Raw genomic sequence first — 21940 nt, 5'->3', positions numbered from 1 at the left:
GCCGGTGGGGGCCGGGGGCGGAACGGGGAAGGGGGGCGCGCAGGCTCATGGCGCGCCCTCGGCATCGGTGTCGGCAGCGGAGAGCCGGGCGAGCATCGCGTCGAGCTCCGCATCGGTCATCGCCTCGGGGCTGCGCGCGGGCGCAGGCTCGGGGGGCGTGGCCGCCCGGGCGGTCACGAGCGCTGCCTGCGCCCGCGGCGTCGGGGCGGCGAGCAGGGCGGCGAGGGTGAGGGGCACGGCAAACTCCTCCTGCAGCCGCGAGAGCAGCCGCATGGCGGTGAGCGAATTGCCGCCCGCCTCGAAGAAATGGTCCTCCACGCCGGGCTCCGCCTCGCCTTCCAGCAGCTCGCGCCACAGGGCGAGCACGCGGGCCTCGACCTCGGTCTCGGGCGGGGCCGCGGCGCGCTGGCGCGTGCCCGGGGCGGGCAGGGCCTTGCGGTCGAGCTTGCCGTTGGCGGTGAGCGGCAGGGCCGCGAGGGGCAGGATGTCCCGCGGCACCATGTAGCCCGGCAGCAGCCGGCCGAGATGGCGGGAGAGCCGCTCGGGCAGCGGGTCGGGCGCCAGCGCCTGCCATTCGCGCGCCCAGGCCGGGGCGATGGCCCCGCCGCAGAGCGCGTAGAGCGGGCGCTCGTCCGCGCCGAGGCCGAGGGTGCGGGCGAGGGCCGTCGCATCGGTGCCGCCCAGCGGGCAGAGGCCGATGTCCTGCGCGCCCGCCCGGCTCATCAGGAGCTGGCCCATGTGGCCGGCCTCGAGCAGGCAGAAGGCCTCGGCCTGATCGCCGTAGCGCGCCTGCGCCGCCGCGATATCGGCCACGAGGAACAGGGTGAAGGCGCTGTCGGCGGCAAGCTCGGCGTTGCGGCCCCAGGCCGCCTCCTCGCCGCCCGGCGGGGCGACGCGGGTGAGGGCATGCGCCTCCGGGTCGAGGTGATACCAGCCGGGCTCGAGCCCCTCCACCCGGCCGGGGCGCACCATCAGGTAGCCCTGCACCGGGTAGAGGCTGCCGGCCGAGGGATAGGCGAATTTCGCCAGCGGCGCGCCCTCCGCCCGGCTGGCGCGCAGGCCGGCGAGCAGGGCGGAGAGCCGCTCCAGCGGCAGGGGCGCGGAAAGGTAGCGCCGGTGGCTCTGGCGCTCCAGCCAGGCTTCGGGCGGCTGCGGCGGCAGGGCGATGCGCGCCTCGCCCTCGCGGGGCGTGCGCCGGGCCGGGCCGGCGGCGCGGGCGTCGAGCGTGTCGGCCCGGTCCTGCCCGGCGGAGGGCACCACGTAGGCGGCAAGTGCCGGCGGCGTGCCATGCACCACCGCCACCGCCTGCCCGACCGAGGGGTGGCGCAGCAGCGCGGCCTCGATCTCGCCGAGCTCGATGCGGTAGCCGTTCACCTTCACCTGGAAGTCGTCGCGGCCGAGGAACTCGAGCCCGCCGCCCGCGCCGCAATCCGGCCGCCAGCGGCCGAGGTCGCCGGTGTCGTAGAGCAGGGCGCCGTCCTCGCCCGGCCCGGCGAACGGGTCGGGCAGGAAGCGTTCGGCGGTGAGCTCGGGCCGGCCCCAGTAGCCGCGCGCAACCCCCGTGCCGCCGATGAAGAGCCGCCCGGGCACCCAGGGCGGGCAGGGGCGCAGGGCGGCGTCGAGCACGTGCCAGCGCTGGTTGGCGAGGGGGGTGCCGTAGGGCACGCTGCTCCAGCCCTCGGGCTGCGCGCCGATCGGGTGGAACACCGACCAGATCGAGGCCTCCGTCGCGCCGCCGAGGCTCACCAGCTCCGCCCCGGGCAGGGCGGCGGTGAGCGCGCCGGGCAGCGGCAGGGGGATCCAGTCTCCGCTCATCATCACGAGCCGCAGGGGCGGGGCCTCGCCGGCCCGGGCGAGCTCGGGCGCGAGGAGCTGCGCCAGCGCCGGCACCGAGTTCCACACCGTCACCGCGTGGCGGGTGAGCAGCGCGGGCCAGAGCGCGGGGTTGCGCGCCTCCTCCTCGCCCGGCACCACCACGGCGCCACCGGCGGAGAGGGGGCCGAACATGTCCCAGACCGAGAGGTCGAAGCCCAGCGCGGAGAGCGCGAAGCTGCGGTCCCCCGCGCCGAGGCCGAAGCGGCGGTTGATCTCGGCCACCGTGTTCACCGCGCCGCGATGGTCGATCATCACGCCCTTGGGCCGGCCGGTGGAGCCGGAGGTGAAGATCACGTAGGCGAGGTGGTGGGGGGCGGTGCCGACCGGCGCGGGCACGGGCCTGGCCGCGCGCGGCACCGAGATGCGGGTGAGGCCCTCGGGCCAGCCGTCGCCTTCGCAGATACCCAGGGCGGCGCCGGTCTCCTCCAGCACAGCGGCGCGGCGGGCGGGCGGCAACCCGTGGTCGACCGGCACGTAGGCCGCGCCCGCGGCGAGCACGCCGAGGCAGGCCACCACCTGCTCCGGGCCGCGCGGCAGGCCGATGGCGACGAGCGTGTTCGGCCCCGCGCCCTCGGCCTGCAGCCGGGCGGCGAGGGCGCGTGCCCGGCCGGCGAGCTCGGCGTAGCTCAGCACCTCGCCCGCGCCGATCACCGCCGGGCGCTCCGGCGTCTCGGCCGCACGGGCGAAGACCTCATCATGCAGCAGCCCGCCGGGCAGGGGCAGCACCGCGGCGGCGTTCATCGCGTCGAGATGGCGCGCGTCCACCGGGTCCGGCAGGGGGGTGTCCCAGTCGGCCCCGGGTGCGGCGAGGCTGTCGAGCAGGCGCTGGTGGGCCTGGCACAGCGCGTCGAGCATGCCGGCGGGGAACAGCGCCTCCACCGCGTCCCAGTTGCAGGTGAGGGCGCCGTCCTGCTCGCTCACCTGATGGTCGAGGAACACCTGCGGGGTCTGGCTCACGCTGTCGGTCATGCGGATGTCGAAGGCGCGCGAGAGGGCGCGCGGCGCGGATTGCGCCAGCGTGCTGGTGAAGACCACCGGCATCAGCCCGGCGGCGGGCTTGCCCCGCGCCTTCGCCAGCCGGCGCAGCACCTCCACCCCGCCGAGGGCGCGGTGGTCGAGGTCGTCGAGCAGCCGGTCCTGCAGGGCGCGGGCGCGCGGCGCGAAGCCCGCCTCCACCCCGGGCGTGACGCCGAGCAGCATGGAGGCGGTGAAATCGCCCACCACGCGGCCGATCTCCTCGTGCAGCGGCGGGCGGTTGAACAGCGTGAGGTTCAGCGTGAAGGCGGGGCTGCGGCTCCAGCGGGCCAGCACCTCGGCGAAGGCGGCGAGCACCGCGCTGGTGGGGGTGAGGCCGGCGGCGGCGGCGCGGGCCTTCAGCCGCGCCCAGTCCGCCGCAGCGAGCCCGCTGCGCCGGCGGGTGAAGCGCGGGGCGCGGAGCTGCTCGGGCGCCATGACGAGCGGCAGGTCGGGCGCCGGCGGCAGCGCGGCGATGCGCGCCTGCCAATGCGCCTCGGCGCGGGCGAAGCCGGGGCTGCCCACCTCCGCCCGCTCGGCCAGCACGCAGTCGCGGAAGCTCAGCGTGAGGGGCGGCGGCGCCTCGCCCTTGAGCAGCGCTGCAAGCTCGCTCGCGAGGATCTGCACCGACCAGGCATCGCCGATCAGCACGTCGAAGCTCACGAAGTACCGCGTCGCCCCGCCGGGCAGCCGCGCCGCCTCGACGTGGAAGAGCGGCCAGTGCTCCGGGTCGAACACCTGATGGGAGAGCCGGGCGCGGATCTCCTCCAGCCGCGCCTCGGGCGCGGCCGCGCGGGTGAGGTCGGTGACGGCGAGGGCGTAGTCCGGCACCTCCTCCAGCACGCGCTGGTTGCCGTCCGGCGTCACCACGGCGCGCAGCATGTCGTGGCGGGCGACGAGGGCGCGCAGGGCGGCCTCGACGGCCCGGGGCTCGAGCCCGTCCGCCTCGAACTCGCGGTAGCCATGCGCGCCGACCTCGCCGAGCGCGAAGCCCTTCTGCCGGCCCATCCAGTAGGCGTGCTGGATGTCGGTGAGCGGGAAGGGCGCGTGGCGGTCCTCCGGCGCGGGCAGGATGGGCGGCCGGGCGGGGGCCCTCTCGCCGGTTCCTTCCGCCCGCTCCAGCGCCTCGGCGAGGCCGCGCACGGTGGGGGCGGCGAAGAGCGCCTTCAGCGGCAGGGCGATGCCCCGCTCCGTCTCGATGCGCGCCATGATGCGGATGGCGAGCAGGGAATGCCCGCCGAGGGCGAAGAAATCATCGTCGATGCCGGGGGCGGGCGCCTCCAGCGCCTCGGCCCAGATGCGGGCGAGAAGGGCCTGCGTGCCGGTCTCCGGTGCGGCACTCCGGGTGGCGGGGGCCGGTGCGGGGTCGGGCAGGGCGGCGCGGTTCACCTTGCCGTTGGGCAGGCGCGGCAGACTGTCGGTGAGCGCCCAGAGCCCGGGCACCTGGTGGGCCGGCAGCCGGGCGGCGAGATGGGCGCGCAGGGCGGGCACATCCACGTCCGCCCCCTCGCGCAGCACCACGTGGGCGGCAAGCTGGCGGTCCGGCGCGCCCTCCGCGCCGGTCACCCGCACCACGGCCTCGGCGACACCGGCATGCGCCTCGAGGTGATGCTCCACCTCGCCGGTCTCGATGCGCAGGCCGCGCAGCTTCACCTGATGGTCGAGCCGGCCGAGGAACACCAGCGCCCCGTCGGCCCGGCGCCGCACGCGGTCGCCGGTGCGGTAGAGGCGCAGGCCCGGCGCGAACCGTGCCTCGACGAAGCGCTCCGCGGTCTGCGCGGGGCGGTCGAGGTAGCCCTCCGCCAGCCCCTCGCCGGCGAGGCAGAGCTCGCCCGCCAGCCCGTCGGGCACCGGGCGGCCGAGCCGGTCGAGCACATGGGCCGCGGTGCCGGGCAGGGCCGTGCCGATGGGCAGCGGCGCGGTGGCCGGCATGTCGGGGGTGAGCTCGGCGCAGGTGGAGTAGGTGGTGTCCTCCGAGGGGCCGTAGAGGTTGAACAGCCGCAGGCCGGGGGCGCGGGCGCGCAGCTCGCCCAGCAGCGCGGGCGGGAAGGCCTCGCCCGCCAGGTTGAGCGCGCGCAGGCTGGCGGGCAGCTCGCGCTGGCCGAGAAAGGCGCGCAGCAGGCTCGGCACGGTGTTGATCAGCGTCACCTCCGCGTCCTCGGGCAGGGCGAAGAGCGTGTCGGCCAGCACCACCTCGCCGCCCGCGGCGAGGGGCGCGAAGATCTCGAACACCGAGAGGTCGAAGCACATCGAGGTGGAGGCGAGCACGCGGGCGAGCTCCTCCGGCCGGTACTGCGCCCGCGCCCAGGCCAGCCGGGCGGCGACATTGCGGTGGCGCAGCGGCACGCCCTTGGGCCGGCCGGTGGAGCCGGAGGTGTAGATCACGTGCGAGAGCGCGTCAGGATCGACCGCCGGGCGGGCCGCTGCGGCCGCGGCCCCGGGCAGGGCGGTGACGTCGATCGCGGTGACGCCGGGGGCTGCGAAGGGCAGCGCGCCCCCGGCGGTGAGCACGGTGGCGAGGCCGGCGTCGGCCGCGATCAGCTCCAGCCGCTCCGCCGGGTACTCGGAGTCGAGCGGCACGTAGGCGCAGCCCGCCTTCAGCACGCCCAGCATGGCGGCCACCATCTCGGCGCGCCTGGCCATGCACAGGCCGATCAGCCGGCCCGGGCCGCCGGGGGCGAGCGCGTCGGCGATGCGCTCCGCCGCGGCGTCGAGCCCGGCATAGCTCAGCCGCACCGCGCCGGCGCGCAGGGCGGGGGCCTCGGGCGTGCGGGCGGCCTGCGCCTCGAACAGGGTGTGGATGCAGGCGGGCGGCGCGGGCAGCGGCACCGGCCGGGCGGCGGCATGGGCGCGGATCTCGGCGGTCGCGCGCATCTCCAGCGTGGAGACCGGCGCCTCGGGGGCGGAGAGGATGGAGGCGCAGAGCGTCTCGAAATGGCCGGCCATGCGGGCGATGGTGGCGGGCTCGAACAGGCCGGCCGCGTATTCGATGCGCCCGCCGATGCCGGTGCCCCGGTCCTCGAGGTTGAAGCGCAGCTCGTATTTCGCCGCGCCCGTCTCCGGCTCCAGCCGGGCGAGGGTGAGGCCGTCGATCCGCGCCGGGGCGGGGCCCGCGTGCTGCAGGTCGAACTTGGCCTGGAAGAGCGGGTTCAGCTCGTCCGGCCGGCGCTCGGGGTTCACCGCCTCCACCACGCGCTCGAAGGGCAGGTCCTGGCGGGCGAAGCTCTCGCGCACCGTGGCGGAGACGCGGGCGAGCAGGGTCTCGAAATCAGGGTCGCCCGAGAGGTCGGTGCGCAGCACCAGGGTGTTCACCAGCGGGCCGATCATCGCCTCGGTCTCGGGCCGCTCTCGGCTCGCGACCTCGGAGCCCACGATGATGTCCTCCGCCTCCGCCCAGCGGGAGAGCGCGAGCTTGAAGACCGCGAGCAGCAGGGTGAACAGGCTCACCCCGCGCGCCTTGGCAAAGCCGCGCAGCCCGGTGGCGAGCGCATCGGGGAGCTGCAGCGCATGGGTGCCGCCGGCGCTGCCGGCCTGCGGGCCGCGCGGGCGGTCGAAGGGCAGCTCCAGCAGCGGCAGCGGGCCGGAAAGCCGCGCGCGCCACCACTCCAGCGAGGGCGCGAGGGCGCCGCCCTCCAGCCGCTCGCGCTGCCACAGTGCCCAGTCGGCATAGTCGAGCGGGCGGGGCGGCAGGGCCGCGGCGGGGTCGCGCCCCGCGCGGGCGGCGGCATAGAGGCGGGCGAGTTCGGAGGTGAACACCCCCATCGACCAGCGGTCGGAGGCGATGTGGTGCATGCCGAAGGCGAACACATGCGCCTCCGCCCCCAGCCGCATCAGCTCGAGGCGCAGCGGCGCCTCCTCCAGCGCATGGGGCAGGGCGGCGAGGGCGCGCAGCCGGGCGCGGGCCTCCGCCTCCGGGTCTGCCGCGGCGGAGAGGTCGGTCTCCTCGAGGGTGACGGGCCCGGGCGCCCCGATCACCTGCACCGGCGCCTCGCCCGGCCCGAGGGCGTAGCGGGTGCGCAGGGTCTCGTGCCGGGCCACCAGTGCTCCGAGCGCGCGGGTGAGGGCGGCGCGGTCGAGCGGGCCGGTGAGCCGCAGCGCGCCGAGCATGTTGTAGGCGGTGCTGCCCGGCTCCAGCCGCTGCATGAACCACAGGCGCGACTGCGCGAAGCCCAGCGGCAGCGGCCCGCCGCGCGGCCGGCGCGGAATGGCGGTGGGGGCGGTGAGGCCCTGCTCGGCCAGCTTGCGCTCGAAGAGGGCCCGGCGCTCGGGCGAGAGGCGGCTGAGTTTCTCGTAGAGATCGGTCACGTCTGGTGCGCCTTCTGCAGGTCGGAAATCTCCTCCTCGCTCAGGGTCTCCACCTGGGCGAGAAGCGCTGTCATGGCGTCGATGGCGCCGGCGTCGGGCAGCCGGGCGGAGATCGCCCGGGCGATGCCGGCCACGGTGGGGTGCTCGAAGAGAATCTCGCGCATCTCCAGCTCCACCGGGAAGGCCTCGCGCAGGCGCGACACCGCGCGGATGGCGAGCAGCGAATGGCCGCCGAGGTCGAAGAACCCGTCGTCGACACCCACGGCCTCGATGCCGAGCAGCTCGCCGAAGATCGCCGCCACCCGTTCCTCCACCGCGTCGCGCGGGGCGACGAAGGCGGTCTCCAGCGCCGGGCGGGCATGGCCCGCGGCGGGGCTCTCCTGCTGCTCGGGCGTCAGCGGCGTGGCGGTGAGCCAGCGCGTCCGGCGCGCGGCGAGACTGTCACGCGAGACGGTGGTGACCCCGCCGAGCCCGGCCGCGAGGACCCGGCGCGTCACCTCCCAGGCCTCCCCCGGGCGCAGGGCGTGCGGGGTGGAGGGGGTGTCCTCCACCGCGTCCCAGTTCAGCGCGTGCCAGCGGGTGCGGCCGACGCGGTCCTGCGCGGTCACGAAGAGGTCGAGCGCGCGGTGGGCGGCGCCGTAGGCCCCGAGGCCGATGCCGCCGAGCACGGCCGACATCGAGGATTGCACGCACACGAAGCCCGGGCGCGGCGCCCCCTCGGCCGCCAGCGCATCGGCCAGCGCCTCCGCCGGCGCGAGATGCCGGGCTCGGCAGAGCGCCGGCAGCCCCGGCGCGGCGAGGGCGAGCGGCGCGGTGCTGTCCGCGTCGCTCATCGGGGCGGCGAGGAAGATGCCGTCGATCCGCCCCCGGTCCGCCGCGATCCGCGCGAGGGCCGCGGCGAGCGCAGCCGCATCGGCCGGATCGGCCGGGAGATGCGTTACGCCCTCCGGCTCCGGGGCGGGGCCGAGCAGCACCGGCTGCGCGCCGGGCAGGGCGGCGAGCCCGGCGAGCCAGGCGGGCGCGAGCCCGGCGTCGGGCGCGCCGATCACCACCCAGGTGCCGTTGCGGCGCAGCCCGTCGCCGCTCCCGGGCAGCGGGGCGGCGGCATGGTCCGCCACCCAGCGGTGGCGGCCGCGCAGCGCGGCCTCTGGCGCCTCGGCGGCGAGAGCGGCGCGCAGGGCCGTCGCCTGGGGAGCGAGGGGGGCGTCGGGGTCGAGGTCGACCGCGGCGCAGCCGAGCTGGGGATATTCCTGGCCCGCCGCGCGCAGCACGCCGCCGGCCAGCGCCTGGGCGGGGTGCAGGCTCTCGGTGCCGGTCACCTCGGCCGCGCCGCGGCTGAGCAGGGTGAGGCGCAGCGGCCGTTCCGCCGCGGCGAGCGCGAGGGCGAGGCGGCGCAGGGTCTCGGCCGCCTCCTCCGCCGCGTCGGGCCCGGCGAGGCCCCGCAACGGCCAGCCGAACACCACGTGGTCGGGGGCGAGGCCGCGCTCGGCGAGGGCGTCGAGCAGCGGAGCGGGGTCGGCGGCAGGGGCGAGCGAGAAGGTGCGGAAGCCGGTCTCGGAGAAGCTGTCGCCGGGCAGCACCCGGCAGACATCTGCGCCTTCGCGCTCCAGCGCCGTGGCAAGCGCGGTGCCCAGCGTGCCGTCATCGAACACGAGCCAGCTGCCCCGCGCGCGGGCGGCAGGCGCCGCTGCCGGGGCCCGGCGCCACGAGGGGCGGCAGAGCCAGTCCTCCGGCCGGTCGGACGCTGCGGGCGCTGCGGCCGGCGCGGTGGCCGGCGCCTCGGGCAGCGTGAAGCGGGTGCGGCGGAAGGCATAGCCCGGCAGGCGCACGCGCGGGCGGGCTTGCGGGAAGAGTGCGGCCCACTCGAGGCGCGCGCCGCGCTGCCAGAGCGTGCCGGCCGCGGTGAGCAGGGCCTCCGCCTCGGCGCCCTCGGTGAGGCCGGGCAGGGCGATGCCCTGCGCCCCGCCGGAGCGCGACAGTCGGCCGAGGGCCGCACCCGGACCCGCCTCGAGGAACATCGGCGCCTCGAGCCCGGCGAGGCTGCGGGTGCCGGCGGCGAACTCCACCGTGCCGAGCAGGTGGCGCGCCCAGTAGCCCGGGTCGGTGGCGCGGCTCTCGTCGAGCCAGCCGCCGTCGAGGTTCGAGATCACCGGCAGCGCGGGGGCGGAGAGTTCGGCGCGGGCGAGCACCGCTTTGAGCCCCTCCGCCGCCTCCGCCATCATCGGCGAGTGGAAGGCATGCGAGGTGGCGAGCCTGCGGCAGGCGATGCCGCGGGCCTCGAGCGCGTCGCGGCAGGCCTCGACCTTCGCCTCGGGCCCTGCGAAGACACTCACGCCCGGCGCGTTGCGCGCGGCAAGCGCGAGGCCCGCGGGCAGCAGCGCCTCCGCCTCCTCGTCCGGGTGCAGCACCGCGAGCATGGCGCCCGGCGCGCAGGCCTGCATCAGCCGGCCGCGGGCGACGACCAGCTCCAGCGCCGTCTCGAGGCTGAAGACCCCGGCGAGGCAGGCGGCCACGTATTCGCCGATGGAATGGCCGTGCAGGGCGGCCGGCGCCACGCCTGCGGTCATCCACAGCCGCCCCAGCGCGTATTCCACCGCGAAGAGCGCGGGCTGGGCGAAGGCGGTCTCGTGCAGCTCCGCGCCGCCGTCGAAGACAAGGGCGCGGAGATCGCGGCCCATGAGGTCCGACAGCGGGCCGGCGCAGGCGTCGAAACCCTCCGCGAAGCCGGGCAGGCGCGCGTGCAGCGCCCGGCCCATGCCGGGGTATTGCGCGCCCTGGCCGGGGAAGAGCAGCACCGGCTGCGGGGCGGCACCGGGCGCGGGCGCCGCGCGCCGCAGGGCCTCGGCGGCGGTGCGGGCGTCGGCGGCCACGGCGAAGCGGCGGTGGGCGAAGGCCCGCCTGCCGGCGCGCAGCGTGTGCGCGACCTCGTTGAGCGCGGGCGCGCCCGGGGCCTCCAGCGCCTGCGCCAGCGCCTCGGCGCCCTCGGCCAGCGCCTCCGGCTCGCGCGCGGAGACGAGGAGCAGCTCCGGGCCCTCCGGCGCGGCGGCCGCGGCGCGGGCCGGGGCCTCCTCCAGCACCAGGTGCGCGTTGGTGCCGCCGATGCCGAAGGAGCTCACCCCGGCGCGGCGCGGCGTGTCGCCCTCCGGCCAGTCCCGCGCCTCGGCGTTGACGAAGAACGGGCTGGCGGCAAAGTCGATCTGCGGGTTCGGCGCCTCGAAATGCAGGCTGGGCGGCAGGCGGCGGTGGCGCAGGGCGAGCACGGTCTTGATCAGCCCGGCCATGCCGGCGGCGGTGTCGAGATGGCCGATGTTGCTCTTCACCGAGCCGAGCGCGCAATAGCCCCGGCGCGCGCTGCCCCGGCGGAAGGCGGCGGTGAGGGCGGCGATCTCGATCGGGTCTCCCAGCGCCGTGCCGGTGCCATGCGCCTCGACGTAAGTGATGCTGTCGGGCGAGACGCCGGCGGCTTCCTGCGCCGCGGCGATCACCGCGGCCTGGGCGTCGACCTGCGGGGCGGTGAAGCTCGCCTTCAGCGCGCCGTCATTGTTCACCGCCGAGCCGAGGAGCACGGCCTCGACCGGGTCGCCTGCGGCCAGCGCGTCCTCCAGTCGCTTGAGCACCACCACGCCCACGCCGTTGCCCGGCACGGTGCCCGACGCGCCGGCGTCGAAGGCGCGGCACTGGCCGTCGGGCGAGAGGATGCCGCCCTCGCGCGCCCGGTAGCCGTGCTGGCGCGAGAGCGCGACAGCGCCGGCCAGCGCCATGTCGCATTCCCCGGCAAGCAGGCTCTGCGCGGCCATGTGCACCGCGACGAGCGAGGAGGAACAGGCGGTCTGCACCGTCACCGCCGGCCCGCGCAGGTCGAGCTTGAAGGCGGTGCGGGTGGCGAGGAAATCCTTGTCATTGGCAACGAAGAGCTCGTAGGGGCTCGCATCCGCAGCACCGCTTGCCTGCAGGGCGAGCAGGTGGCTGTTCATGCCGCTTGCGGCGAACACGCCGGTGGCCGCGCCGTCGCCCGCGCCGGCGTAGCCCGCCGCCTCCAGCGCGCTCCAGGCGCATTCGAGGAAGATGCGCTGCTGGGGGTCGAGCAGCAGCGCCTCGGCCGGCGAGAGGCCGAAGAACGCGGCGTCGAAGGCGTCCGATCCCTCCAGCGGCGCGCCGCGGGGGGTGAAATCGGGCGCGCCGCGCTCGGCCGCGGGGGCGCCGGCGCATTCGGCCTCGGTAAGGGTGCGGATGCTCTCCACCCCCCCGGCGAGGTTCTCCCAGAAGCGCTCGGTGTCCGGCGCGCCGGGGAAGCGGCCGGCGAGGCCGATGACGGCGATCTCGAGCCCGGTGCGCGGGGCGGAAGCGGTGAGGTCAGTCATGATCGGGGGATCTCTCCGGTCTGGCGGGCGGCTCGGCGGCCCGCGGGGCAGGGTCGATGAGGGCGAGGCGGCTTTCGGCGAAGCGGCGCAGGGTCTCGGCGGCCTCGCGCCGCTCCGAGCGCAGGCTGCCCGCACCGCCGCCCACGAAACGGGTGCAGACATGGCTGTGCCCGGTGGCGAGCCGGCGGTAGGCCTCCACGAAGCGCCCGTGCGCGGGGACGAGCGCCTCCGGCAGCTCGGCGAAGGCGGGGCGCAGGCGGCGGAACTGCTCCACCAGCACGCCGTGCTCCCAGGACATCAGGCCGCTGAACGCGTCCGAGCGCACGGCCGGCGGGGTCATCGAGACGCGGATGCGCTCCTGGTAGGCCTCGCGCGGGAAGCTGCCGGCAAGCTCCATCGCCGCGGCGGAGGCGATGAGCAGCTCGGCGGCGCAGTCGAGCTCGCGCGCGGCCTCCGCGAGCCGGTCCTCCTCCAGGAGCCGGGTGAAGCGCTTGAGCCCGATGATCAGCCCCTGCACGTTGATGAAGAACGCCCAGTGGAACTCGCGCCAGATCTCCTCGGGCGCCGGCGGTGCGGGGCGGGGGCTCACCCGCGCTCTCCGGCGGGGGCGTCGTCGAGCGTGCGGGCGAGCAGCAGCGCATAGGCGCGGAACCCGGCGAACTGCTCCTCGGCCCGGGCGGGCGAAAGGCCGGGGCGGGTCATCAGCGCGGCCACCGCGGCGGCGGTCTGCACGAGGCCGCGCAGCAGGCTCAGCGCCGGGCGGGCGGGGGCCACGCGGCGCACGCGGAAATAGCCGTCGAAATCGGCCACGTCCTCGGGCGAGACTGGCAGGCCGGTGCCCGGCACCGGGGCTGCGGCATGGCCCGCGTCGGGCAGGCGGGCGAGCAGGGCGGCGAGCGCCTGTGCCCGCGCCTCCTCCGGCCGCGGGGCGAGGGCGTCGAGCGCCGCATCGATCAGCGCGCCGAGCTCGGCCCGCTCCGCCGGGCCCGGCGGGGGGCCGGGCAGGGCGCGCGGCAGCGCGAGGTCGAGATGCACGGGCGGGGCGGGCCGCTCCACGGCCGCCGCCCGGGCCGGGGCCTGGGTCTCCGACATCAGGGCTCAGTCTCCCGCCGGGGCGGAAGCGTCCTCCGCCTCCATGGCCCGGCGCAGGCTGAGCGGGCGCATGTCGGTCCAGACCTCCTCGATATGCGCGAGGCATTCCGCCTTCGTGCCGCGCACGCCGCCGTCGCGCCAGCCCCAGGGGATGTCCTTCCAGGCCGGCCAGATCGAGTAGCGTTCCTCGTCGGAGATCACCACGACATGCTCGGTTTCGGGGAGGGTGGTCTCGTCGGTCATGCCGGGGTCCTTTCCGTGGCAATCAGGCCGCTTTCGGCGAGGGTGCCGAGCCCCTCGGTGAAGGCGGCGAGGATGTGGTCGGTCTCCGCCTCGCCATGCGCGGTGGAGAGGAAGCCGCCGCGGTCGCCGAGGCGCAGGTGCACGCCGCGGGTGAGCAGCAGGAGCGAGAGCAGCGCCACCGATTGTGGCGCGATGCGGCTGCGTGAGAGGTCGATGGCGAAGAAGGAGCCGAAGCGGGTGAACTGCACCGGCAGCCCGTCGGCCTGCGCCTGTGCCTCGAGCCGCGAGACCAGCGCCTGCGTGCGCGCGTTCAGCCCTTCCTGCAGCGCCGGGCCCTGCTCGAGCAGGTGGCGGGCGGTGGCGCGGGCGGCGGCGAGGGCGAGCGGGTGGCGGCAGTAGGTGCCGGCGAAGAAGGTGGTGGGCACCTGCGGGGCGGAGGCATCGCCGAAGCTCCAGGCGCCGCCGTCCACGTGGTCCATGAAGCGCCCGCGCCCGGCGATGAGCGACAGCGGCAGCCCGCCGCCGGCGATCTTGCCGTAGGTGGCGAGGTCGGCCTCAACGCCGAAATGCTCCTGCGCGCCACCGGGGGCGGCGCGGAAGCCGGTGACCATCTCGTCGAAGATGAGCGCCGTGCCGGAGGCGGCGGTGATGTCGCGCAGGGTGTGGAGGAATTCGCGCGGCTGGATCTCCGGGCAGCGGCTCTGCACCGGCTCCACCAGCACGGCGGCGAGCTTGCCCGCCCGCCTGCGCAGGATGTCGAGGCTGCGCGGGTTGGCGTAGTCGAGCAGGATCACGTCGCGCACCATGCCGCGGGGCGTGCCGCGGGCGTAGGGGCGCGCGCCGGTGAACATCAGCCGCTCCAGCAACGGCCGGGCGAGGCGGAAGGCCGCGCCGTGGCGCCGCAGCGCGCCGCGGCGCAGGTATTCGAGGCGCGGCGCGGTGGCCAGCGTGCTGTCGAAATGCCCGTGGTAGGAATTGGTGAAGATCGCCACCGTGTTTCGCCCCGTCGCGGCGCGGGCGATGCGCAGCGCGGTCATCACCGCCTCGGAGCCGGTGTTGGAGAAGGTCACCCGGTCCATGCCGGTGAGGCGGCAGAACAGCTCCGCCGTCTCCCCCGCGAGCTCGGATTGCGGGCCGATGGGAAAGCCCTTCTCCAGCCGCTCCTGCACCGCCTCGCGGATGAAGCCGGGGTTGTGCCCGAACAGGCTCGTGCCCAGGCCCATCAGGATGTCGACGTAGCGGTTGCCGTCCACGTCGTGCAGGAACGGACCCTCGGCGCGTTCCGCGACAATGGGATAGAGCGCTTCCTTCAGCGGGCGGATGAAGCCCGGGCCGATGGAGCTCTTGTCGGCGAGATGCACCCGGCCCTCGGCCGCGAGGCGCTTCGAGCCCGGGGTGCGGGCGTTGAACCCGGCCACGATCGCCTCGACCGGCGTGGCGGCCTGCGGCGGGGAGACATGCCGGTTCATACCGCCATCCTCCGCGCAGGCTCTGCCCGCCGGGTGCAGACGAAATGCGCCGAGTGGCGCTCGTCCGGCGGGCCGGAGGCGTCGATGGTCTCGAGGCTCACGTCGAAGCCCGCGGCCTCCAGCGCGCGGGTGACCTCGTCCAGCTCGTGGCCATGGACGGAATAGGTGATGGCGGCGTGGCGCCAGCCCGGCGCGTGGCGGGCGAAGCGCGCCAGCCGGCGCAGCCGGGCGCGCTCCAGCCGGTGCCAGCCCATCAGCCGGTGCAGGGCGCGGCGGTGCAGGGGCAGCGGGGCGGCCCCCTCGCGGCGCCAGATGTCGACGGTGAAGCTGCCCGCGCCGGTGGCGGAGTCAATGCGCGGGGTGATGAGCCAGGCGTGCTCGGCGCCGATCTCGCCCTCCGCCGGCTGGCCGCGCCAGTAGCGCCGCATCTGCGCGGGGTGGTTCACGTCGAACACGAACACCCCGTCCTCGTCGAGGTGCGCCGCCACCCGGGCGAAGACCTGCGACAGCGCGTCGAGCCCCGGCATGTGGTTGAGCGAGGCACTGGTGCAGACCACGGCGTCGAAGCGCCGGCCGAGGTCGAAGCTCAGCGCGTCGCCCTGCACGAGGGACGCGCCGGGGGCGTTCTCGCGCGCATGGGCGAGCATGTCGGCCGAGCCGTCGAGCCCGGTCACCTTGCAGCCGCGCGCGGCGAGCAGGCCCATCACCTGCCCGGTGCCGCAGCACAGGTCGAGCACCTGCGCGCCGGCGGGCAGGCGGGGCAGCATCACCCGCTCGAGGAAGGCCATCTGCTGGCGCCCGTAGGCCGGGCCCACGGTGCGGTCGTAGAGCCAGGCCCAGTGGTCGTAATCGCTTTGGCGGTCGGTCATGCGGCAGGCTCTCCGGTTGGGGCGAGGGCGGGGGAGGCGCGCAGGAAGGCGCGGACATAGAGGCGGAACAGCCTGGGCCCGAGCGGGGGCTCGGCGAAGGGCGCGTCCGCGAGGGCGGCGCGCGCCCGGGCGGTGTCATGCGGGCGCGGGACGCGCGGGCTCGGCTCCTCGCGCGGGACGCGCGGGCTCGGCTCCTCGCGCGGCGCGAAGAGCGCCACGAGCGGGTAGAGCGGATGCTCCGGCGCCTCCCGCGCGATGCGCTGCAGGTGGGCGTGCCAGGCGGCGTGGGGCACCCGGCGCAGGGCCAGCCCCTCGGCCGCGCAGGCCTCCATCAGCCGCTCGGAGGAGACCGGCGCCGAGTGCACCAGGTGGTAGGTCTCGCCAGCCGCGCCGGGGCGGGTGGCGAGATGCACCATCGCCCGGGCGAGGTAGTCCACCGGCAGCATGTCGAGCGGCATCTCGCCCTCGGGCGCCATGCGGTCGGCGATGTAGCCCTGCAGGAGGCGGCACAGGATGTCGGCGGCGTTGAACGCGCCGCTGCGGCTGTCGCCCGACACCGCGCCGGGGCGGTAGACGGTCACCGGCAGGCCCCGCCGCCCGGCCTCGGACACGAGCTGCTCGGCCACCCATTTCGTGCGGTTGTAGCCGCCGGGCGGGGCGGGGAAGCCGGCGAGGGCTGCGTCCTCCGCGATGCGCCCCTCCGCCGCCGCAGGCAGCACGGAGAGCGAGGAGACATGGTGCAGCGGCCGCCCGGCCCCGGCGCAGGCAAGCGCCAGCACCTCGCGCGTGCCCTCCACGTTTGCGGCGCGCAGGGCGCCGTAGGGCATGAGGTGATGCACCTGCGCGCCGTTGTGGAAGATCGTGTCGGCGCTGGCTGCGAGGCGGCGGGCCTCCGCGTCGAGCCCCAGCCCGGGGGCGGCGAGATCGCCTTCGATCGCGGTCACCCGGCCCGGCAGGGGGCCGAGGCCGGCCTCGGCGCGGGCGGCGGCCAGCCGGGCCATGCCGCCTTCGCCGCGCAGCAGGCAGATGAGCTCGCGCTCCGGGTCCGCCTCCAGCAGCGCGTCGAGCAGGTGGAGGCCGAGAAAGCCGCTCGCCCCGGTGAGCAGCACCCGGCGCATCGGCGCGGGGCGCACTTGCGCCGCGGGGCGCAGGCCGGGGGCGAGGGCGATGTCGCCGCGCCAGTCCTCCGCCGCGGCGGGGCCCTGGGCGGTGCCCGCGCGCCGCGCCTCGATGCGCGCGGCAAGGGCGGCGACCGTCGGGCCGCCGAAGAGGTCCAGCACGCTCAGGCTCACGCCCAGCCGCGCAGGCGCCGCCGCCACCAGCCGGGTGGCGAGCAGGGAATGGCCGCCGAGGGCGAAGAAATCATCCTCCGCCCCCACCTCGTCGCGCTCCAGCAGCTCGGCGAAGAGGGCGGCGAGGGCGGTCTCGGTTTCGCCGTGCGGCGGGCGGCCGGAGGGGCGGGCGGTGGCGGGGTCGGGCAGCGCGGCGGTGTCGAGCTTGCCGTTCGGCGTGAGCGGCAGCGCGGGCAGCAGGGTGACCGCGTCGGGCACGAGATGGCGCGGCAGGCGCTCGGCCAGCCAGTCCCGCAGGCGCGGGGCGTCGGCGCCCTCGGGCGGCACCTCGCCGGGGGCGGATTTCGGCACGGCATGGGCGAGCAGGCGCGCGGCGCCGCCCGCGCCGGGGCGCACGGTGACCACAGCCTCGGCGAGCTGCGGATGGGCGCGCAGGGCGGCGGCCACCTCGCCGGGCTCCACCCGGAAGCCGCGGATCTTCACCTGGTCGTCGAGCCGGCCGATGAGGCGGATGCGCCCGTCCTCCAGCCGCAGCGCCCGGTCGCCGGTGCGGTAGAGCAGGCCGGGCGGGCAGAACGGGTCCGGCAGAAAGCGCTCGGCGGTGAGGCCCGGGCGGCCGTGGTAGCCGCGCGCGAGGCCGAGCCCGCCGATGAAGAGCTCGCCCGGCACGCCCGGCGGCAGCGGCTCCAGCGCGTCGTCGAGCACGTGGAGCTGCTTGTTCGCGGCAGGCGCCAGGAGCGGCTCGGCCGGCGTGGCGGCCTCGCAGGGCTGCATGCTGGCGTTCACCGTGGTCTCGGTGGGGCCGTAGGCGTTGATGAAGCGCCGGCCTTGCGCCCAGCGGGCCACCAGCTCGGGCGCCGGCGCCTCGCCCCCGGTGAGCACGCAGCGCAGCGCCGGGTAGGCGCCCTCCGGCAGGGCGAGCAGGGCGGAGGGGGTCATCGTGATGTGGCTCACCGCGTGGCGGCGCATGAGCGCGGCGAGGCCGGGGCCCGGCAGCACCGCCTCGCGGGGGGCCAGCAGCAGCCGCGCCCCGGCGCCGAGGGCCATCACAAGCTCGGGGATCGCGGCATCGAAGCTGAAGGAGAAGAAGTTCAGCACGCAGTCGCCCGGCCGCACGTCGCAGGTGGCGATCTTGTCCTGCGTGAGGTTGCCCAGCCCCGCCTGCGGCACCAGCACGCCCTTGGGCCGGCCGGTGGAGCCGGAGGTGTAGATCACGTAGGCCAGCGCCTCGGGCGGCAGGGCGAGGCCGGGGTTTTCCTCGGGCGCGCCGGGGGCGAAGAGCGCCTCGGGCGCGAGCCGGGTCACGCCCTCGGGCAGGGGGCCGGTGCCGCCGATCACCGTGCGGGCGCCCGAATCCTCCAGCATCAGCGCGAGGCGGGCCGGCGGGTAGTCGGGGTCGAGCGGCAGCCAGGCGGCACCCGCCTTCATCACCCCGAGCCAGGCGGCCACCATGTCGGCCCCGCGCGGCAGGGCGATGGCGACCACGCTCTCCGGCCCCACGCCCGAGGCGCGCAGCCGGTGGGCGAGGCGGTTTGCCCGGCGGTTCAGCGCGGCGTAGCTCTCCTCGCGCGCGGTCTCGCCCCGGGCCTCGACGAGCGCCACCGCCTCGGGCGCTGCGTGCACCTGCGCCTCGAAGCGGGCGAGGAAGCTCTCGCCCGTGGGGCGGGCGGTGTCGTTCCAGCCGGCCACGTGGCGGCGGCGCTCCGCGGGGGAGAGCAGCGGCAGGGCGGCCACCGGCGTGTCCGGCGCATGGGCGGCGGCGGTGAGCAGGGTGCGGAACTGCTCGGCCAGCCGGGCGATGGTGGCGGGGCGGAACAGGTCGGTGCGGTACTCGATGCTGCCGGAGAGGCCGTCCGCCGTCTCGCGCAGGTCCATCCCGAGGTCGAGCCGCGCCGTGCCGTCGGCCCGCGGCAGCAGCCGGGCGGTGAGGCCGGGCAGCGACAGGCCGGGCTCCGCCGCCGCGTCGCACTGGAAGCGGATCTGGAACAGGGGGGCGGCGCCGGGGTCGCGCGGCGGGGCGAGATGCTCGACCAGCCGCTCGAAGGGCAGGTCCTGGTGGGCGAGGGCGCCGGCGAGCTGGCCGCGCACCCGGGCCAGCGCCTCGCGAAACGGCTCCCCGGGCGCAAAGCGGACGGCGAGCGGCAGCGGGTTCACGAACAGCCCGATCAGCGGCTCGGTCTCGGCCCGCGCGCGGTTGGCAACGGGCGTGCCCAGCACCACCGTCTCCTGCCCCGAGAGCCGGTGCACCAGCAGCGCGAAGGCGGTGAGCGTGGTGGCAAAGAGCGTGGTGCCCGCACCGCGCGCCAGCCGGTGCAGGGCGGCTGTGGTCTCTGCGTCGAGCGCGAAGCCATGCAGCGCGCCCTCCTGGCCCTGCACGGCGGGCCGGGGGAAATCGGCGGGCAGCAGGGTGGCGGGCGGCGCGCCGCGCAGCTGCGCCTCCCAGAAGCGCAGCAGGCGCTCGGTGCCGGGGCCCGCCAGCGCCTCGCGCTGCCAGGCGGCATAGTCGCCGTATTGCACCGGCAGCGCGGGCAGGCTCGCGCCGCGGCCGGCGTAGAGCGCGCTCAGCTCGGCGGTGAGCACGCCCACCGACCAACCGTCGCCCGCGATGTGGTGCAGGGTGAAGAGCAGCAGCCGGTCCTGCGGCCCGCGGCGCACCAGCGTCACGCGCAGCGGCGGCTCGGCGGCGAGGTCGAAGGGCCGGCGCGCCTCGGCGCGCAGCAGCGCCTCCGCCGGGGCGGGCGCGGGGAGATCGATGCGGGTGAGGGGCACGAGGGGCTCGGGCGAGATCTCCTGCTCAGGGCCCTCCGCGCCCTCGCGGATACGGGCGCGCAGCACCTCGTGGCGGGCGGCAAGGGCGGTGAGCGCGGCCTCCAGCGCCGCCTCGTCGAGCGGGCCGGTGAGCTCCAGCGCGAAGGCCATGTGATTGGCGGCACTGCCGGGCACCATGCGCTCGAGAAACCACAGCCGGGCCTGGGCGAAGGACAGCGGCGGGCGGGCGCTGCCCCGGCGGCGCAGCGGCGTGGTGTCCTCTCCCGCGGCGGCGAGGAAGGCGAGGATGCCGGGCTTGCGCGCCCGCAACTCGTCGAGCAGCGCGTCGGTCAGCGCCTCGTCCGGCGCGTCGCAGTGCAGCCTGCCGCCCTCGGCCGAGAGGCGGATGCCGCGGCGGCCGAGCCCGGCAAGAAAGCGCTCTGTGTCAGGCATGTCGACGGTCATGCTCGTCCTCCGCGCGCGGCCGCGGGGCAGGCGGCAGCACGGCTTGCACGGGGCGGGCGCGCGCCCGGTCGCGGGCGCGACGAGGCGTCTGCCGGAAGGCCCGGAGCCCGGGCCCGCCCTGCGGTGAATTCGTGGTGACGGAGTTTGCTGCCTCTGCGGTAGCGCTCCCTGGCGGCGCCCCGGTCTTCGCAAAGGCGGGCGGCTGTGGGAGGGAGGACGGTCTTGCCATCCTCGATAATTGTTGACTAATACATTCGGGAAAGCTATTCAAGCGGAAATTGAATTCCGCACGCGCCATGCAACCTTGGAGTGTTACACTCAGGCAGCAGCGTGCAGCCCGGCGTGGCGCCAGTGGCCACACCCAAGCCCGAATCCCCGTTCCGATCAAGATGGAGGCGCCGGTGTCCGACGCCCGCAGGCCAGCCATGGCCGCTTTCGAAACCATTCTCGACCGGCTCGCGCGACGGGCCGGGCAGGGCGGCACCGCGCTGTCGTTCTGGCGTGACGAGCCGGGCCCGGCGGAGGAAGCCCCCGCCCTGGCCTGGAGCGGCGCCGAGCTGCAGGCGCGCAGCGTCGCCGTGGCCGCCGAGCTCGCGACCGTGCTCGCGCCCGGCGCCCGGGCGCTGCTGGTGTACCCCGCCGGCCCCGGTTTCCTCGCCGCCTTCCTCGGCTGCCTGCAGGCCGGGGTGATCCCGGTGCCCGTGCCCGCCCCGCGCCGCGCCGAGGGGCTGGAGCGCTGGGCCCACGTGATGCACGACGCGGGCGTGAGCGGGGTGATCGCGGCGGAGGGCCCGGGCGAGAAGGCCCCCGACCTCCCCTGGCTCTGCCCGCGCGGTGCCGACCCCGCGCAGCCCTGCGCGCCCGGCGCACGGGCGCCGCAGCGCGCGCTGCGCCCGGATGACCTCGCCTACCTGCAATACACCTCCGGCTCCACCAGCGCGCCGAAGGGGGTGATGGTGACCCATGGCGCGCTGATGGCGAACCTCGAGCAGATCCGGCTCGGCTTCGCCCTCACGCGGCAGGACCGGATGGTGAGCTGGCTGCCGCATTACCATGACATGGGGCTGGTGGGCGGGCTGCTCGCGCCCGTCCACGTGGGCTTCGAGGTGGCGCTGATGTCGCCCGCGGCCTTCCTGCGCCGGCCGCTGCGCTGGCTCGACCTGGTGAGCCGCACCCGCGCCACCATCACCGGCGCGCCCAACTTCGCCTACGAGCAATGCGCCCGCCGCGCCGCCGCGGGCGGGGCGGAGGGGCTTTCGCTCGGCAGCCTGCGCCTCGCCTTCTGCGGCGCCGAGCCGGTGCGCCCGCGCACCCTGCAGCGCTTCGCCGCCGCCTTCGCCGGGCAGGGCTTCCGCGCCGGGGCCTTCCATCCGTGCTACGGCACGGCGGAAACGGTGCTCTACGTCGCCTCGGAGCGCCCGGAGGCGGCCCCGCGCCTGCTCTCGGTCGACGCGGCCGCGCTCTCGGATGCGGGGCAGGTGGTCGCCCCCGGCCCGCTGCCGGACGAGGAGACCCCCGGCCGGCGCGAGTTCACCTCCTGCGGGGCCGCCGCCGAGGGCCTCGATCTCGCCATCGTCGACCCGGAACGCCGGCTGCGCGCCGGCCCGGGCCGGGTGGGCGAGCTGTGGCTGCGCGGGCCCAATGTCACCCCCGGCTACCTCGGGCACGGCCAGGAGGGCGCCTTCGCCAACACGCTCGACGGCGTGCCGGGCTGGTACCGCACCGGCGACCTGGGCTTCGCGCACGAGGGCGCGCTCTACGTCACCGGGCGGCTGAAGGACCTGATCATCATCCGCGGGCGAAACCACGCCCCGCAGGACATCGAGGCCAGCGCCTCCGCCGCCCACCCCGCGCTGCTGCACGGCGCGGCCGGTGCCGTGGCGCTGGAGCGCGAGGGCGAGGAGCGGCTGGGCCTGGTCTGCGAGCTCTCCCGCGCCGGCATGCGCGAGGCGGACAGCACGCAGGTGCTCGCCGCCATCACCCGTGCGGTGGCCGCGCATCACGGGCTGCAGCCCGCCGCCATCGCCCTCCTGCGCCCCGGCAGCCTGCCGCGCACCCCCAGCGGCAAGGTGCAGCGCTTCGCCTGCCGGGCGCTGCTGGAGGAGGGCGGCCGCGCCGTGGTGCTGCGCCACGAGCCTGCGCCGGAAGCGGCGGAGCCCGCGCGGGAGGCGCCGGGCTGGCGCGCCCGGCTCGCCGCCCTGCCGCCC

At 76.5% G+C, this 21940-nt stretch carries 9 protein-coding genes; 1 reads left to right on the top strand and 8 read right to left on the bottom strand.

Annotated features, from left to right (window positions below):
• Window positions 1-45: 45 nt before the first annotated feature.
• Genes D3P35_RS16445 through D3P35_RS16410 form a run of 8 tightly spaced genes read right to left on the bottom strand, consistent with a single transcriptional unit; the run spans window position 46 to window position 19733 of the window.
• The gene (locus tag D3P35_RS16445) at window positions 46-7194 is read right to left on the bottom strand and encodes a non-ribosomal peptide synthetase (RefSeq protein WP_118135836.1); all 7149 of its coding nucleotides are present in this window, start codon (window positions 7192-7194) and stop codon (window positions 46-48) included.
• Entirely contained in the window at window positions 7191-11555 is a 4365-nt protein-coding gene (locus D3P35_RS16440) for a beta-ketoacyl synthase N-terminal-like domain-containing protein (protein WP_118135835.1), read from the bottom strand. The genes D3P35_RS16445 and D3P35_RS16440 overlap by 4 nt, the downstream gene beginning before the upstream one ends.
• Window positions 11548-12144 (bottom strand): siderophore biosynthesis protein, encoded by a 597-nt coding sequence (locus D3P35_RS16435; RefSeq protein ID WP_118135834.1) that lies wholly within the window; start codon window positions 12142-12144, stop codon window positions 11548-11550. Before D3P35_RS16435 ends, D3P35_RS16440 begins: the two co-directional genes overlap by 8 nt.
• Window positions 12141-12647, bottom strand: a complete 507-nt coding sequence (locus D3P35_RS16430; RefSeq protein WP_118135833.1) for a siderophore biosynthesis protein — start codon at window positions 12645-12647, stop codon at window positions 12141-12143. The genes D3P35_RS16435 and D3P35_RS16430 overlap by 4 nt, the downstream gene beginning before the upstream one ends.
• A gap of 6 nt (window positions 12648-12653) precedes the next feature.
• Window positions 12654-12890: an MbtH family NRPS accessory protein gene (locus D3P35_RS16425; protein WP_118135832.1), complete on the bottom strand. Its 237-nt coding sequence runs from the start codon at window positions 12888-12890 to the stop codon at window positions 12654-12656.
• Window positions 12887-14359: an aminotransferase class III-fold pyridoxal phosphate-dependent enzyme gene (locus D3P35_RS16420; protein WP_118135831.1), complete on the bottom strand. Its 1473-nt coding sequence runs from the start codon at window positions 14357-14359 to the stop codon at window positions 12887-12889. The genes D3P35_RS16425 and D3P35_RS16420 overlap by 4 nt, the downstream gene beginning before the upstream one ends.
• Window positions 14356-15228, bottom strand: a complete 873-nt coding sequence (locus D3P35_RS16415; RefSeq protein ID WP_118135830.1) for a class I SAM-dependent methyltransferase — start codon at window positions 15226-15228, stop codon at window positions 14356-14358. The genes D3P35_RS16420 and D3P35_RS16415 overlap by 4 nt, the downstream gene beginning before the upstream one ends.
• Window positions 15225-19733 carry a non-ribosomal peptide synthetase gene (locus tag D3P35_RS16410; protein WP_198670661.1) on the bottom strand — a complete coding sequence of 1503 codons (4509 nt, stop codon included), beginning with the start codon at window positions 19731-19733 and terminating at the stop codon, window positions 15225-15227. The genes D3P35_RS16415 and D3P35_RS16410 overlap by 4 nt, the downstream gene beginning before the upstream one ends.
• 425 nt (window positions 19734-20158) lie before the next feature.
• Here D3P35_RS16410 and D3P35_RS16405 point away from each other — a divergent pair.
• Window positions 20159-21940: fatty acyl-AMP ligase (locus D3P35_RS16405; protein ID WP_198670660.1), on the top strand; the 1782-nt coding region annotated here is incomplete at its 3' end.

The organism is Oceanicella sp. SM1341 (assembly GCF_003448965.1).
Lineage (GTDB): Bacteria > Pseudomonadota > Alphaproteobacteria > Rhodobacterales > Rhodobacteraceae > Paroceanicella.
Note: the sequence above shows the minus strand (reverse complement) of the source record. Positions and strands in the feature narration are given on the sequence as shown.